This is a genomic window from Actinocorallia herbida, assembly GCF_003751225.1.
Lineage (GTDB): Bacteria > Actinomycetota > Actinomycetes > Streptosporangiales > Streptosporangiaceae > Actinocorallia > Actinocorallia herbida.
In genome coordinates, this window is the sequence record NZ_RJKE01000001.1 from 278,376 (window position 1) to 294,006 (window position 15,631).

Consider the following 15,631-nt stretch of genomic DNA (forward strand, 5'->3'; position numbering starts at 1 on the left):
CAGCCGGACGGCCGATCAGCGAGGGGAGCGGCGCATGGATCTGCCCACGTACACCAACGTCTGGAGCATCGAGAAGCGGCTGTACAAGCTGTACGACCTGCGGCTGCCGATGCCGCTGCCGCTGGTCACCATCGGCGTGTACGCGGGATCGTTCCTGCCGTGGATCGTCCTGCTCCAGCTGCTCGGCGTGCCGTTCGGCGCGCCCTGGCACGTGCTGTACCTGGTGCCGCCCGGCCTCGTCGCGTGGCTGGCGACCCGTCCGGTCATCGAGGGCAAGCGGCTGAACGAGCTGCTCCAGTCCCAGCTCGGCTACCTGTCCGAGCCGCGCACCTGGTGCCGGCTCACCCCGCTGCGCGAGCCGGACAGGGTCGTCGTCGTCGCCCGGGTGTGGCGTTCGCCGGAGCAGGCCGCGCCGACGCTGGAACGCGTCCTCGCGCGCCGTCCCGTCGCCGCGCCCTCCCCGGCGGCCGCCGCGTCGCCCGCGAAGGCGGCCGCCCCGCAGCCGCTCGCCGAGTACGCCGCCGAGCACGCGCCGGACTACGCCGCGGCCCATCAGGGGGCCGTCGCCCGCATGCAGGCGCAGATGACGGCCCAGCACTTCGCGGCGGACGAGGCCGTGCCCCGTCCCGCCGAGGGCGACGCCGCGGCCCGCCGCCGCGTCCGCGGTGGCGCCCCCGCACGCGCACCCCGCGAGGACGCGCGGGCACCCCGTCAGGAGTGGGCCCGCCCCACCCCGCCGCCGCACGAGCGCGCCACCGAGCAGGCCCCCACCGCCGAGCGCGCCCGCGTCATCCCCGGCCAGATCGTCGCCCGCGACGACCCCGCCCGCGCCCTCCCCTCCGCCGCGACCCCCGCGTCGGCGGTCCCCGCCCCCCGCTCCCCGTCCCCGGCCGACACGTCCTCCGCGCCCGCCCAGCCCCGCACGCCCGCGCCCATCCAGGCCAGGTCCCCCCAGCCCGGAAGCCCGGCCCGGCCCCCCGCGGCCCAGGACGCCCAGGACCACGCCACCGCCCCCCGCGGCACCGCGGCCCACGCCGCGCCCGAGCACTCCGCGGACCTCGAGGTCACCTGGGCCCACGTGGAGCAGACGGCCCAGCGCCGCCGACGCGCGAACCCCGCGGAAACCCCCGGAACCCCGATCAGCCCCGCCGCCGCGCCCCCCTCGCCCGCCGTCGGCGAGCCCGCGAACCCCCGGCCCACCCCGACGCCCGAAGCCCGCCCCCCGCACACCACCCAGCCACCCCGCACGTCGCAGCACGCCCAGACCGGCCCGAAGCCGGCCCCGTCGGGCCCCGCGGACGCCGTGGCGACGGGTCGCGGCGCACCGGAGAACGCCCAGACCGGCCCGCGACCCGTGCCCGGCGTCGCGGACGCCGCCGTGGCCGACAGAGGTATGCCAGGGAGCGCGCCGCGTGGGCCGCAGCCGGTCGGTCCGGGTCGTGCGGATGCCGGTGAAGTCCGTGTGGCGGAGGATGCTCCTGTCGTGTCGGAGGCGGCGGACGCGGTCGTGGCCGACCGGGATGTGCCGGAGCACGAGCAGACAGGCCCGATGCGGGTCGTGTCGGAGGGCGCGGACGAGGCCGTGGCCGACGGCGGTGTGCCGGGGAGTTCGCCGCGTGGGTCGCAGCGGGTCGGTCCGGGTCGTGCGGATGCCGGTGAAGTCCGTGTGGCGGAGGATGCTCCTGTCGTGTCGGAGGCGGCGGACGCGGTCGTGGCCGACCGGGATGTGTCGGGGAGCGCGCCGCGTGGGTCGCAGCGGGTCGGTCCGGGTCGTGCGGATGCCGGTGAAGTCCGTGTGCCGGAGGACGCTTCTGTCGTGTCGGAGGGCGCGGACACGGTCGTGGCCGATGGTGGTGTGCCGGGGAGTGCTCGGCGTGGGTCGCGGTCGGTCGGGGCGGATGGTGGTGCGGGTGAGGGCCGTCCTGGTGAGGTCGCCGGGGCGGGGGCGGGGGCGGAGCGGGCCGGCCATGAGGCGGTGCCCGTGGTGGGGCGGAGTGGTCAGCGGTCGGGGGTGCCGGAGGCGGAGGCCGCGGACGGCCCCGGGACGGATGAGAAGGGGCAGCCCGCCCCGGCCGCGGAGGCCGGTGCGGCACAAGGGAGCACGGTGCGGGACGACAGCGCGGAACCCGGCGAGGGCCCCGTCGAAAGAGTGGACGGGTCCGGCGTCGAGCGGACCACCGAGGACCGGGGGGCCGTCCCGCCGGTCCCCGTTGCGCCCGTCACCGTCCCGGACATCCCCCGGGTCCCCGCCGCCTTCGGCGCCGCGGCGACCCAGGCCGCCGCAGACGAGTCGTCGGCCCCCCGCACCGAGACGCCCGCGACAGCGGGTGCCCAGGCCGCCGCGGAGCTCGCGCGGCGACAGGAGCAGGCGGCCACCTCGGCGCAGGTGACCCCCGCGCCGGGCGAGGCCGTGGGCTTCGCACCGGGGCAGGAGTCCGCCGCCGAGGGGTCGGCGCCTGCGGCGGCGCGGAAGGGGACGGCGGAGGAGGCGTTCACGGCCGACGGAGATGGGCCACGCGATCCGCGTGGTGCGGCGTCCGTCGGGGAGCGGCCGGATCGTGGGGCCGCGCGCGGCGCGGGAGCGCGGGAGCGTGCCGAGGAGGTGCCCGTCGCCGCCGATGGCGGTGCGGGCGCGATGCCGGGAGAGAACGTGCCCGGGGAGGGTTCGGCCCCCTCTGGGGACGGGCTCGGCGAGGCCGTGCCGGTGGAGGGGTGGCAGGTGGCTGAGGCGGCCGCCGACGAAGGCGCGGAGGTGAAGAGGCCGGTGCGCCGCGCGGACGCGGTGGCGAACCGGACGGACCACCAGGTGTGGCCGCCGGTGCCCGCGCCGGGACGGGCGGTGCCGCCCGCGCCCGCGACCGCGCCGGACATCCCCATGGTGGAGCGGCGGTCGGGAGCGGCGCCGCTGCCCTTCGCGGAGCCGGTGCCGCAGGCCGGAGGGGAAGGGCCCGGGTACGGGCCCGCCCGGACGGCGCGGCCCGGTGGCGAGCGGCCGGTGCCGGAGGCGCGGCGGGAGCGGGCGCCGGAGGGCGCCTCCCCGGCGGCCGGCGGCGCGGAGCCCCGGCCGGGCGTGCCCCGGCAGCGCGGCGACGTCCCGGTGGCGGGTCGGCCCGGCGCGGACCGCGCCGTCCGGCCGGAAGCGGCCGAGGGCCCGGAGCGGGACGAGGCCGCGGCGTCGGCATGGGCGGCGGCCTACGACGGCGGCCGCGCCGAGTCCTCCGCCCCGGCGGACGGCCCGCTGCCCTTCGCGGACTCCATCGGGGGCGAAGGGCCCGTCGAGCAGGGCGCGGCGGCCGCACAGGACGGCGGCGAAGCGCCGCACGAGTACGCCGAGCAGGGGTGGCACGCGGTGGAGCAGGGGACACGGGAGCGCGGCGCCGAAGGGCACGAGGCCCGTCCGGCGGACGGCGCGCGCGCCGACGGCGGGCCCGCGCGCCCGGACGAGACGCGGACCGCCCCGGGCGATCGTCCGGGCAGCTTCGGCGAGCGGGTGCCCCGGCCGCGCATCACCACGGTGGAAGGCAACGTCGGGTTCCCGGCGGGCGGCGCCGCCGACCGGTCGGTGTGGCCGGGCGAACTGCCGGAACCCGTCCAGGGCCGCGCGATCAAGCCGGAGCCGCCGAGGGTGATGCCGCCCGAGCGGCCCGCCGAGCCGCCGCGCGAGGTGCGCTCCTCGCCCGCCTCGCCGGTGCGGCCGCGGCCCGCGCCGACCCAGGTCCCGGCCCCGCGGCAGACCGACCGCACCCCCGCGATCACCCCGCCTGAGCAGGTGGAAGAGCACGGCACGGGCGGGCTGCGCAGGCTGCTCGGCCGCGGCAACCCCGTCGACCAGGATTACGTCGAGCGGCTGCAGCGGCCCTTCCAGGGCACCCGCCGGATCGTCGTCCTCGGCTGTACCGGGGGCGCGGGCCAGACCGTCACCGGGCTGATGATCGGCCACACCTTCGCGCAGTACTGCGGCGAGCCGATCGTCGCGCTCGACGTCAACCCGGGTCCCGGCGCGCTCGCCCGGCGTACCCGGATCGACACCGACGAGACCCTGACGTCGCTCATCGCCGCGGCCGACCAGATCGGCAGCCTCGGCGCGATCCGCCGCTACACCAGCCGCGCCAAGTCCGGCCTCGACGTCATCGCGCCGGGCAAGTACCCCGTCACGGCCCTGGACGACCGGGACTACGCCGAGGCGATCCGCACCCTCGACCGCTTCTACAGCGTGACGATGGTGGACGCCGCCGCGGGCGCGGTCAGCCGGGTCCTGCCGTTCGCCGACCAGATCGTGCTGGTCGCGCCCGCGAGCGCCGACGCGCCCCGCGCGGTGTCGATGACGTTCGAGTGGCTCGACGGCCACGGCTACGGCGATCTCCGGCAGCGGGCCGTCACCGTCATCAACGGGGTGAGCCGCCGCAGCCAGGCCGACGTGGAGCAGGCCGAGCAGGTGGCCCGCGGGCAGTGCCGCGCGCTCGTGCGCATCCCATGGGACGATCACCTCAGCCTGGACCGGGCGCCGCGCAACGAGCTGAAGGCACTGCGCCCGCCGACCCGCCGGGCCTACCTGGCGCTGACCGCAGTCGTCGCCGGAGGCTTCTCGGCACTGCCCGAGCGTTACCGCGACAGGTACGACGACCCCTACACCGATCCGTACAGCGACAAAGAGAGGGCGCAGTGAGCCGGACGAAGACGAGCCGTCTGGCCGTCCGCTACTTCGACGACAGGATCCTGCTCGCCGACCAGTCCGCGTGGGCGTACTTCCGGCTGCCGACCTTCAGCTACGAGTTCACCACGGGCGAGGAGCGCGAGGCCCTGGCGACCAACCTCACCATCGCGCTCGCCGCGATCCGGATGCAGGACGCCGAGATCCACCTGCGGATCGCGCACCGCACCTACCCGGCCGCCGAATGGGCGCTGAAGCTCGACAAGACCAGTGACGGCGGCGCGGGCTGGCGCTCGTACCTGGAGGAGATGTACGGGCACGTCTGGGCCAAGGACTTCTGGTCCAAGGAGGTCTACCTCGGCGTCCGGCTGGGCCGCCGGGGGGCGCAGCTCCAAGGCTCCCTGGGCACTCTGCTCGGCTTCTACCGGAGGTCGGAGAAGACCCTCGGCATGGCCGACGACGCGATCGAAGAGCGCGAGATCAAGCGCTGGACCGAGCAGGCCGAGCGGCTCGGCAGGGCGCTCGGCGGCGGCGCCCTGCGCGCCAGGCACGCCACGTCCCGCGAGGTCGCCTGGCTGTTCCAGCACGCGGTGACCGGCGCGCTCGCCGACCCGCCGCCGTCCGCGGTGGCCAAGCGCCGCTGGGGCGCGGGCGAGATCGAGGCGCTCATCGAGGGCGCCATCCACAACGGCAGGTCGCATCTGCGGATGGAGCAGCCGGGCGGCGAGTCCTACACCGCCCACCTGTCGTTCGCGCGCTTCCCCGACCTCATGCCGTTCCCCGACGGCGAGCCGTGGCTGCACTACTGCGACTCGCTGTCGTTCCCCGTCGAGATCAGCTCCCGGATGCGGCTGATCCCCCCGGCGATGGCGTCCAAGGACGTCTCGCGCAAGCTCGCGCACGCGCGCGACATGGACGCGCACATCCGCGAGGCGGGGGCCGAGGCGCCGATCGCGCTCGCCGAGCAGATCGACGCGGCCCGGATGCTGGAGCACGGCATCACCAAGGAAAGGCTGCCGTTCGTCTACGGCTGGCACCGCCTCGTCCTCACCGCGCCGAGCGAGGAACTGCTGGTGCAGCGGGTCGACGCGGTCGTCGAGCACTACCGCGACATCGGCATCGACGTCGTCAACTCCACGGGCGACCAGTTCTCGCTGTTCAACGAGTCGCTGCCGGGCGACCGCCTGCGGCTCAACGCCTACGCCCAGCGCCAGCCGCTGCGGACCATCGCGGGCGGCATGCCGGTCGCGACCGTCGACCTGGGTGACCGCACCGACGAGAGCGGTGGCGGCTGGACCGGCCCGTACGTGGGCGAGACGCTGGGCCGGGCGCGCAGCATCGTCCACTTCGACCCGCTAGTCGCCGCGGCGCGCAACCGGCCGACCGCGGTCGCCATCACCGGCGAGCCGGGCGGCGGCAAGACGACGCTCGCGCTCCTGCTGCTCTACCAGATGGCGCTGCGCGGGGTCACCATCGCCGCGATCGACCCCAAGGGCGACGCGGAGGCCCTTGTGGAGCTGCTGAAGGCCCGCGGTCGCAAGGCCCGGGTGCTGCCCTTGGGTTCGGCCGCGCCGGGCCTGCTCGACCCGTTCAGCTTCGGCGACGACCTCGCCACCAAGCGGACCATGGCGACCGAGACGCTGCGGCTGCTGCTGCCGCGCATGTCCGAGGAGCGCGAGTCGGCGATGATCCAGGCCGTCGGCGCGGTGGCCGGCGGCGAGCGGCCCTCGCTCGGCAGGGTCGTGGACTACCTGGAGGCCGCCGACGACCCGGCGTCCAAGAACCTCGGCGCGGTGCTGCGCTCGATGTCGGAGATGAGCCTCGCGTCGCTGTGCTTCGACCCGTCCGGCGGGGAGCGCATCGACACCGCGGGATGGACCACCGTGTTCACCCTCGGCGGCCTCATCCTCCCCGACGTCACCATCGGACGCGAGGACTACTCCTACGAGCAGCGCCTCTCCGTTGCACTCATGTACCTTGTGTCCCAGTTCGCCCGCAGGTTGATGCACGGGCTGGACAGACGCCTCCCGAAGGCCATCTTTCTGGACGAGGCCTGGGCCATCACATCGACACCCGAAGGCGCCAAACTGGTGCCGGAAGTATCGCGTATGGGCCGCTCCCGCAACACTGCGTTGATCTTGGTTTCGCAGAACGCCGGAGACCTGTTGAATGAGCAGGTGACGAACTGTCTCTCGTCGGTGTTCTCGTTCAGGTCCAGTGAACGGGTGGAGGTCGGGCACGTCATGTCGCTGCTCGGCGTGGAGGCGTCCGAGGAGCACATGGCGGTGCTGCGCAACCTCGGCAACGGCGAGTGCGTTTTCCGGGATCTGGACGGCCGGGCGGGCCGGATCGGCGTGGATCTGATCTCCGAGGAACTCCAGCGCTGGCTCGACACCAACCCGACCCGGCAGAAGCCGGTGCTGTCCAAGGCGGGGGCCATATCGGCGGGGGCCGACTCAGAGGAGAACACGGGATGAGGCTCCGCCGTCGCGGAAGCACCCGCCGCAGGTCACTGTGGCTGCTGCTCTGCATGGCCCTGTTCCTGTTGGCCACACCCGCGGCGAACGCCGCTCCGACCCCGCCCTGGAGCACGAACGTCAATGACGCCTGCGCTCCAGCCGCGTCCCCCGCGCCCGAGGCCTACGGCTCCGGCAGCGACGGCCTGATCAAGCCGCCCGACTACCCGAACGACAAGCTCCAGGCGACCGCCGCCGAGCAGCTCACCTACTACGACCGCTACGGGACCGTCGGCCAGACCTGGTACGCGATCGACATGGGCTGCGGCGACGCGATGGCGCTCATGGGCAACTCCGTCGCGAACACCGTGTTCACCCTGGTCCGCGCGATCGACCGGACGACCATCAGCGTCTACCAGTCGGCGGCCTCGGAGTCGCTGCTGTCCTGGCTGAAGGACACCGTCGACGACGTCATCACCGGTATGGGCAAGACGTTCAACGCCCGCTACTGGACCCCGGTCGTCATCCTCGCGGCCATCACGCTCGCCTGGTGGGGCCTGGTGCGCAAGCGCACGTCCAAGGTCGCCGAGGGCACGATCTGGATGGTCGCGGCGATGGTCGGCCTGATGTGGCTGATCGCCCGCCCCGGCGACTTCACCACGCTCGGCACCACGGTCTCCAACGCCACGAGCACGGCCTTCAACGCGGCCCTCCCGCAGAGTAACGCGGGGACGACCTGCATCCCGACCCCCGAGGGCAAGCCCGCCGTCGACCAGGCCGAGCTCGACGCGACCACCCGCAACGCCAACGGCCTGTGGGTCGCGCTCGTGTGCAAGCCCTGGCTGATGGGCGAGTTCGGCACGACCGACCCCGAGGCCGAGATCGTCAAGAAGCACGCCGACAAGCTCCTGTACGCCCAGGCCGTCGACCTGCCGGAGACCTACGGGGAGGCGACGCCCGACTTCGGAGAGAAGGCCGACGCCTACAAGGAAGTCGCCAAGGACATCAAGGAGAACTACGCGGGCGTCTACCCGGTCTTCCAGGGCAAGCAGTGGACGTCGCGGCTCGCCGTCGCGTTCGGCGCGCTGTTCGCCGCGCTGGTGGCGGGACTGCTCATCCTGGTGATCTCGGTGACACTGATCATCGTGAAGATCGCGTTCCTGCTCCTGCTGGTGGCCGGGCCGATCTTCCTGGGGATCGGCATCCATCCGGGGATCGGCCGGGTGATCGCGGTCCGCTGGCTCGAACTGCTGCTGTCGATGCTGCTCAAACAGGCGGCGCTCATCGGCGTGCTCGCCCTGCTGCTGTGGGCGTACGGGCTGATCCTCGGCGAGGGCCTGCCCTGGGGCCTGCAGATCATGCTGCTCGCCCTGGTGACGGGTGCGGCGTTCATCTACCGCAAGCCGTTCCAGCATCTGTTCGCGGCGGTCGGGTACTCGGCGGTCTCCCGCAACAGGTCGCAGGAGGAGCTGGAGAAGTCGATCCTCACCGTCCGCAAGAACACGCTGTCCGTCGCGCAGGGCGCGGCGGCGCCGGGTTCCGCCCTGTCGCGCCTGGTGCGGCGGGAGGGCGGCGCGCCCGCGCTGTCGATCGGCGGCGAGGACGGCGCCTCCACCGGCGGCGGAGGCGGAGGCACGCTCACCAAGCCGCGTGCGGGCGACGGTGGCACAGGTCGTGCCCCCGACACCGCGCCCCCGCTCAACCTGCCGACCCGGCGCGGCGGCTCCGTCGCGGCGTCCGGTGGCGGCCCGGCCGCGGGCGGCGGTGCGGTCGCCGCGGGCTCGGGCCGGGGCCGCGGAGGTACGACGGGAGCCAAGCCGCCCGCGGCGAAGCCGCCCGCCAAGCCCGTCGCGCCGCGCAAGCTCGCGACCGCGCCGAAGCGGCCGGAGCCCGGCACCTCCCGGCCGGTCTCCTGGGGCGAGAGGGGCGAGAAGGCGCGTCCCGCGGCGCCCAGGCAGGGCGACGTGCCCGCGCCGCGCGCCCCGGGCGCTCGGCCCGCGCCGCCCGCTCCGGCGGCCCCGCGCGACCAGGCGCCCCCGCTGTGGGCGCGCCGGGTCGCCGACAACGAGCCGCCCGCGCCGTTCTGGCTGAAGCCCTCCGAGCCCTCCGACGACTGACCTGCCATGGATCTGAACAACGACCGCCAGCGCCGCCTCCTGTTCGCCGGGATAGCCGCGGCGCTGGTGGTCCTCGGCCTCTGGCTGGCCTGGCCGCGCCCGGACACCTCCCGGACGGGCGCGGAACAGCCGGCCCAGACCGCGACCGCCACTCCGCCGCCCGCCCCCGCCACGCCCCCGCCGGGCATCGCGGAGCAGGTCGACCCGGACGCGTTCGACCTCTACCGGCTGCTGCCGTTCGGCCGGAAGGACTTCGCGACGGCCGCGGCGACGGCCCAGGGGTTCGTCAGCGCCTATGGCACCTACCGGTTCGACGAGGAGCCGCAGACCTACCTCGACAGGATGCGCCCCATGGTCGTCGACCTCGTCTACGACGACCTGCGCGCCGGCGCGTCGAGCGTCGGCGTGCTGGAGGAGCGCAGGGAGACGCAGAAGGTCGCCACGGGCAGCGCCTCCCTGGACTCGGTCCGGACGTTCGGGCCCACCTCGGTGACGTTCGTGGTGACCGGCATCCAGACGGTCGCCTCGACGGCGGGGAGCGGCACCGAGTCCAAGTCCTGGGCGGTCACCGTGCAGAACGAGGGAGGCGCCTGGCGGGTGTTCTCCTTCGCCCCGGCCGATGTGGGAGAGGACGGTGAGGCGCAGTGAGGCGCAGGCTGCTGGCGCTCGGCGCGGTCGGTGTGTTCGGCGCCCTGTTCTTCGCGCTGCTGGTGGTGCCGACGTTCTTCGGCGCGACCCAGTTCCTGTTCGGCGGCGGAGGCGGCAACGGCAACTGCGTCGACACCGCCCAGGCCGCCGACCAGCCGACGGAGGACGCGGCCGCCAAGGGCATCCCGGCCGATTACCTCGCCCTCTACAAGGCGTCGGGCGAGAAGTACGGCATCCCGTGGAACGTCCTCGCGGGGGTGGGCCGGGTCGAGACGATCCACGGCACCCTCAAGGGCGAGGGCGTGCTGAGCGGGGAGAACTACGCGGGCGCGGGCGGCCCGATGCAGTTCCTCGAGGCCACCTGGAAGTCCTTCGGCGTCGACGGCGACGGCGACGGCGACAAGGACAGGTACGACCCGCGCGACGCGATCCCGGGCGCCGCGGCCTACCTCAAGCACAACAAGGCGCCGGAGAAGGTCCGCACCGCGCTGTTCATGTACAACCACAGCTGGGACTACGTCGACCTGGTCCTGGACTGGGCCGACACCTACGCCGCCGGCGACTTCCAGGTGGTGCAGAACGCCGCGCTGCCGGACTGCAAGGACACCGCGGACCTGCCCGCGTACGCCGACTCCCTCATCCAGACGATCATCGATTTCGCCCTGGCGCAGCGCGGCAAGCCCTACATCTGGGGCGGCACCGGCCCGGACGGCTACGACTGCTCGGGCCTGATCCAGATGGCCTACAAGGAGGCGGGCCTGACGATCCCGCGCGTCACGTTCGACCAGTGGCCGTTCGGCGTGCGGGTCAAGGACGGTGAGGAGCAGCCGGGCGACCTGGTCTTCTTCTCGTCGGGCCCGAACAACGCGCCCGGACGGCCGGGGCACGTCGGCATGGTGATCGGCGAGAACAAGATGATCGTCGCGCGCTGCACCAAGTGCAGTCCGGCGATCGGCGTGTTCCCCTACCGGGTCTCGACGATGGTGGGCTTCACCCGTCCGCTGGCCAACGACGCGGTCATCGCGCAGATCCAGGCGCTCGGCTAGGGCGCGGCCCGCCGCGGGCCGGGTTGCGCGGCGGGCTCTGGCAGACTGGGCGGGTGCTGTCCGATGACCTTTTTCACCCGCTCGACCTGGACGACGCGCTCGAGGAGGCCGCCGAGGTCGGCGGCCGCGAGGCGGTCGTCGACCTGCTGCTGCGCGCCCTCGACGACCCGCGCGCCAAGGGCGACGAGACCGTGCCCGAGTACCTCGACGAGCTGATCGACCAGCTCACCTCGCTGAGACGGTACGAGGAGGCGATCGCGGCGGCCTACCGGCTGATCGAGGTCGACGAGTCGGCGCGGCTGGAGGAGCTCGGCGCGATCGCGCATCTGCACGCGCTGAACGGTGACGCCGAGACCGCGCGGGACCTCCTGGAGCAGTTGCGGGGCCAGGTCGAGCCGCTCGAGGGGCTGATGAACACCCTGGTGCTCGCGGGCGACCTCGGCGACCGGGCGACGGCGGTCCGCTGGCTGGCCGAGGACCTCAGCCGCGGCGTGGTGGAGGGCTGGGACCCGGATCTGGTGCTGGTGCTGCGCGGCCACTTCCGTCGGCTGGGCGGTTCCGACGCCCAGCTCGAGGCGGTCGTCGGCGCGTACCTGCCGCAGACCGGGTACGAGGTCCCGGGCAAGCGGCTGCCTACGGGCCCCCGCTACGTCCACCCGGGGACGGACAAGCTGGAGATCGAACGCGGGATGCGGGCCGACCTGTCCGCCCGCATCTTCACCCCGGAGGGGGAGCTGATCCCGTGGCCGCCGGAACGGAACGACGCGTGCTGGTGCGGGTCGGGCGCCAAGTACAAGAAGTGCTGCGGGCGTCCCGCCGTGTGAGGAGGATCCGATTTGGCTGAGCGAGGCGCCCAGGTCGTGGTGGGTGCGGCGATCATCGAGGACGGGCGGCTGCTGGCGGCCCAGCGGGCCGCCCCGTCGTCCCTGGCCGGGGGCTGGGAGCTGCCCGGCGGGAAGGTCGACCCGGGCGAGTCCGACGAGGCGGCGCTGATCCGCGAGTGCCGCGAGGAGCTCGCGGTGACGGTCAAGCTGCTCGACCGGATCGGCGGGGACTGGCCGATAGGCGAGGCGGGCGTGCTGCGGGTGTGGACGGCCCGGCTGATCGCGGGCCGTCCGGCGGCGCTGGAGCACTCGGCGCTGCGCTGGCTGGGCGCGCACGAGCTGGACGACGTCGCCTGGTTGCCCGGCGATCTGCCGGTGGTCGACGCCGTCCGCCCGCACCTGCTGCCCGGCCCGAAAAAGGACCGCGCGCTCGACGAGTCGGGCTAGACCCGCACGGCTCCGTTGAAGTCGCTGCGGTCCGCCAGCGGTGTGATTTTGACAACATCTCCGGTGGAGGGCGCCTGCACGAACTTGCCCTCGCCGATGTAGATGCCGACGTGGCTTCGACTCGGGTTGAAGAACACGAGGTCACCGGGCCTGAGCCGGTCCTTGGTGATCTTCGTGCCCTGGTCCCAGAGCGCACCGGTGAAGTGCGGCAGGCCGGGCTTCCCGGCCTGCGCGTACGCCCAGACGACGAGCCCTGAGCAGTCGAAGGAATCGGGTCCCGCGGCGGCCCAGACGTAGGGGTCGCCGAGCTGGTCGAGGGCGTGGCGGGTGGCGACCGCGGCGGTGCCGCCGCCCCACACGGTGACGCCCTGGTAGGTGTAGGCGTCGCGCAGATCGGCCTTGACCGTGGTGATCCGCGCGGTCGTCGTGGCGCGCTCGCCGCGGGTCTCCGCGACCCTGTGGACGGTCTCCTGGAGCCGTGCCCGGGCGGCGCCTTCTGCGTCCGAGGCGTCGTCCGCGACCCGGGCCGCCGCGTCCCTGCGCGCCGTCAGCTCGTCGGCGGGCGATCCGGTGATCCGGAGGAAGGCGGCCTGGAGCAGGTTGACGGGTGGGGGAACCGCCGCGACCTGGTCGGCGAGGTCCTGGTGCTCGGCGCGCCGGAGGTCGGCTTCGGTAGTCGCGGCGAGCGCTATGTTCTGGGCGGCGAGCACGGCCTTCTGGTCCGCGGCCAGCTCCTTGTCGAGCTGCGCGACGTGGTCCTCAAGGCCGTCCAGGCGCTTCTGGAGCGTGTCGGCGGCGGGCCTCGGCGCCGGCACGACGGGGGCGGCCTGGGCCGGTGGTGCGAGCAGCAGGGGCGTCGTGGCGCCGGCCAGGACGGCCGTGGCCAAGGTGAATCGGGCACCCTTCACGGGGGTCTCTCCTCTCGGCGGCCTACCGGGTTAGCTGACGGGTTCGGGCGGGAGGACGCCCTACCGCTGGGGGAGCGGATTCACCCCGGGGGAAACACTTGGGTCCCCGGCTCCCCGCAAGGCGCGGGGACTCGGCACGCGCGCAGCTTACGAAAGACGTCAAACTGTGACAAATAGCGCGAAAAGGGACGGTCAAGGCGAAGCCCGGGAAGGCCGACCCACCTGGCATCGGCGGGAACCCACTAGAATCAATGAGTACCGCTGTTCTGCCGCCGCCGGCTCGTGAGTGAATCCGATCTGCTCCAAGCGGCGAATCCCAACACGAAACCGAGCGTGCTTCCATGCCCATCGCCACCCGTGATGACCTGCGCAACGTAGCCATCGTCGCCCACGTCGACCACGGAAAGACCACGCTGGTCGACGCCATGCTCTGGCAGTCCGGCGCCTTCCGCGACAACCAGTCCGTCGACGAGCGCGTCATGGACTCCAACGACCTCGAGCGGGAGAAGGGCATCACGATCCTGGCGAAGAACACCGCGGTGCACCACGGTGACCTTCTCCTGAACATCATCGACACCCCCGGCCACGCCGACTTCGGCGGCGAGGTCGAACGCGGCCTGTCCATGGTCGACGGCGTCGTCCTGCTGGTGGACGCCTCCGAGGGCCCGCTGCCGCAGACCCGGTTCGTGCTCCGCAAGGCGCTCGCCGCCAAGATGCCGGTCATCCTCGTCATCAACAAGGTCGACCGGCCCGACGCCCGGATCTCCGAGGTCATCGACGAGGTCTACGAGCTGTTCATGGACCTGGACGCCACCGAGGAGCAGATCGACTTCCCGATCGTCTACGCCTCGGGCCGCGCCGGACGGGCCAGCCTGAACAAGCCGGGCAACGGCGACATGCCCGACGGTGAGGACCTCGAGCCGCTGTTCGACGTCATCCGCAGCACCATCCCGGCGCCGTCCTACGACCCGGACGCCCCGTTCCAGGCGCACGTCACCAACCTGGACGCCTCCAGCTACCTCGGCCGCATCGCCCTGTGCCGCGTCTACAACGGCACGATCAAGAAGGGCCAGCAGGTCGCCTGGTGCAAGCACGACGGCAGCGTCGAGCGGGTCAAGATCTCCGAGCTGATGATGACGGACGCGCTGGAGCGCAAGCCCGCCGAGTCCGCCGGCCCCGGTGACATCATCGCCATCGCCGGTATCTCCGACATCATGATCGGCGACACCCTCGCCGACCCCGAGGACGTGCGCCCGCTGCCGCTCATCACGGTCGACGAGCCCGCGATCTCCATGCTGCTCGGCACCAACACCGGCCCGCTCGCGGGCCGCGAGAAGGGCACCAAGGTCACCGCGCGTCTCGTCAAGGACCGCCTCGACCGCGAGCTCATCGGCAACGTGTCCCTGCGCATCCTGCCGACCGAGCGCCCCGACTCCTGGGAGGTCCAGGGCCGCGGCGAGCTCGCGCTGGCCATCCTGGTGGAGACCATGCGCCGCGAAGGCTACGAGCTGACCCTCGGCAAGCCCCGCGTCGTCACCAAGCAGATCGACGGCAAGCTGCACGAGCCCGTCGAGCGCCTCACCGTGGACATCCCCGAGGAGTACCTCGGCGCGGTCACCCAGCTCCTGGCCGTCCGCAAGGGCCGCATGGAGCAGATGACCAACCATGGCACCGGCTGGATCCGGATGGAGTTCCTGGTGCCCGCCCGCGGCCTCATCGGCTTCCGCACCGAGTTCCTCACCGACACCCGCGGCACCGGCATCGCCCACCAGGTCTTCGAGAAGTACGAGCCCTGGTTCGGCGAGCTGCGCACCCGCCCGACGGGCTCGCTGGTCTCCGACCGCGCGGGCGTCGCGACCACCTACTCGATGTTCAACATCCAGGAGCGCGGCACCCTGTTCATCGACCCCTCCACCGAGGTCTACGAGGGCATGATCGTCGGCGAGAACTCGCGCAACGACGACATGAGCATCAACATCACCAAGGAGAAGCAGAAGACCAACATCCGGTCTTCCACGGCCGAGGAGTTCGACCGCCTCGTCCCGCCGAAGAAGCTCTCCATGGAAGCGGCCCTGGAGTTCATCCGGGACGACGAGTGCGTCGAGATCACCCCGACCGCCGTCCGCCTCCGCAAGGTCATCCTCGACACCAAGGAGCGCGAGCGCACCGCCGCGCGGGCCAAGCGCGCCTGACCCGAAGCACCCCGTTACACCCCGAAGGACCCGGCCTCGCCTGCGAAGAGGCCGGGTCCTTCGGCATGGTTCCGCCTACCCTGGCTGTGGACGTTCCCTGCGCGCAGACCCACGAGGAGGCGCTTAGGCCGGGGTGCGGCCCGCCGGCCGCCGACCAGGTGGAGATGGCCGTGGGGATCACCTCGAAGTCCCACGCGGACAACGACCGCGCGGTCCGGCCGGAATCGGCCCAGCGGAGCAGATGGCCGGGGTACGCGCGGGCCGAGGTTCCACTGCCACCTGCTGGTGGACCGGGACCTGCCGACGCGATGAGGCCCGCTCCGGGGTCCCGGAGCGGGCCTC

At 73.3% G+C, this 15,631-nt stretch carries 9 protein-coding genes and 1 riboswitch; of the genes, 8 read left to right on the forward strand and 1 reads right to left on the reverse strand.

Annotated features, from left to right (window positions below; genetic code table 11):
* Window positions 1-34: 34 nt before the first annotated feature.
* The 7 genes from EDD29_RS47540 to EDD29_RS01585 are packed head-to-tail and all read left to right on the forward strand — an operon-like array spanning window position 35 to window position 12,189.
* Complete coding sequence (locus tag EDD29_RS47540) at window positions 35-4,666, forward strand: TcpE family conjugal transfer membrane protein (protein WP_123661805.1); 4,632 nt, start codon at window positions 35-37, stop codon at window positions 4,664-4,666.
* Window positions 4,663-7,128: an ATP-binding protein gene (locus EDD29_RS01560; RefSeq protein ID WP_123661806.1), complete on the forward strand. Its 2,466-nt coding sequence runs from the start codon at window positions 4,663-4,665 to the stop codon at window positions 7,126-7,128. The genes EDD29_RS47540 and EDD29_RS01560 overlap by 4 nt, the downstream gene beginning before the upstream one ends.
* Window positions 7,125-9,224 carry a type IV secretion system protein gene (locus EDD29_RS01565; RefSeq protein ID WP_123661807.1) on the forward strand — a complete coding sequence of 700 codons (2,100 nt, stop codon included), beginning with the start codon at window positions 7,125-7,127 and terminating at the stop codon, window positions 9,222-9,224. The genes EDD29_RS01560 and EDD29_RS01565 overlap by 4 nt, the downstream gene beginning before the upstream one ends.
* Window positions 9,225-9,230: 6 nt before the next feature.
* Window positions 9,231-9,872 carry a hypothetical protein gene (locus EDD29_RS01570; protein WP_123661808.1) on the forward strand — a complete coding sequence of 214 codons (642 nt, stop codon included), beginning with the start codon at window positions 9,231-9,233 and terminating at the stop codon, window positions 9,870-9,872.
* Entirely contained in the window at window positions 9,869-10,918 is a 1,050-nt protein-coding gene (locus tag EDD29_RS01575) for a C40 family peptidase (RefSeq protein WP_123661809.1), read from the forward strand. Before EDD29_RS01570 ends, EDD29_RS01575 begins: the two co-directional genes overlap by 4 nt.
* 53 nt (window positions 10,919-10,971) lie before the next feature.
* Complete coding sequence (locus EDD29_RS46650) at window positions 10,972-11,742, forward strand: SEC-C domain-containing protein (protein ID WP_246052451.1); 771 nt, start codon at window positions 10,972-10,974, stop codon at window positions 11,740-11,742.
* A gap of 12 nt (window positions 11,743-11,754) precedes the next feature.
* Window positions 11,755-12,189 (forward strand): (deoxy)nucleoside triphosphate pyrophosphohydrolase, encoded by a 435-nt coding sequence (locus EDD29_RS01585; RefSeq protein WP_246052452.1) that lies wholly within the window; start codon window positions 11,755-11,757, stop codon window positions 12,187-12,189.
* Here EDD29_RS01585 and EDD29_RS01590 read toward each other — a convergent pair.
* Window positions 12,186-13,097: a C40 family peptidase gene (locus tag EDD29_RS01590; RefSeq protein ID WP_148085837.1), complete on the reverse strand. Its 912-nt coding sequence runs from the start codon at window positions 13,095-13,097 to the stop codon at window positions 12,186-12,188. The genes EDD29_RS01585 and EDD29_RS01590 overlap by 4 nt on opposite strands.
* Window positions 13,098-13,101: 4 nt before the next feature.
* Window positions 13,102-13,244, reverse strand: a riboswitch (cyclic di-AMP (ydaO/yuaA leader).
* Between the two features lie 194 nt (window positions 13,245-13,438).
* On the opposite strand from EDD29_RS01590, the gene typA reads away from it, so the two are divergent.
* A complete protein-coding gene (gene typA / locus EDD29_RS01595) occupies window positions 13,439-15,289 on the forward strand; it encodes a translational GTPase TypA (RefSeq protein WP_123661811.1) in 1,851 nt (616 codons plus the stop codon).
* The last annotated feature ends 342 nt before the right edge of the window (window positions 15,290-15,631 follow it).

Bases quoted from the DNA above. Each gene is read 5' to 3' on its own strand.
- EDD29_RS47540 (WP_123661805.1), top strand. From the start codon at position 35: ATGGATCTGCCCACGTACACCAACGTCTGGAGCATCGAGAAGCGGCTG.
- EDD29_RS01565 (WP_123661807.1), top strand. From the start codon at position 7,125: ATGAGGCTCCGCCGTCGCGGAAGCACCCGCCGCAGGTCACTGTGGCTG.
- EDD29_RS01570 (WP_123661808.1), top strand. From the start codon at position 9,231: ATGGATCTGAACAACGACCGCCAGCGCCGCCTCCTGTTCGCCGGGATA.
- typA (WP_123661811.1), top strand. From the start codon at position 13,439: ATGCCCATCGCCACCCGTGATGACCTGCGCAACGTAGCCATCGTCGCC.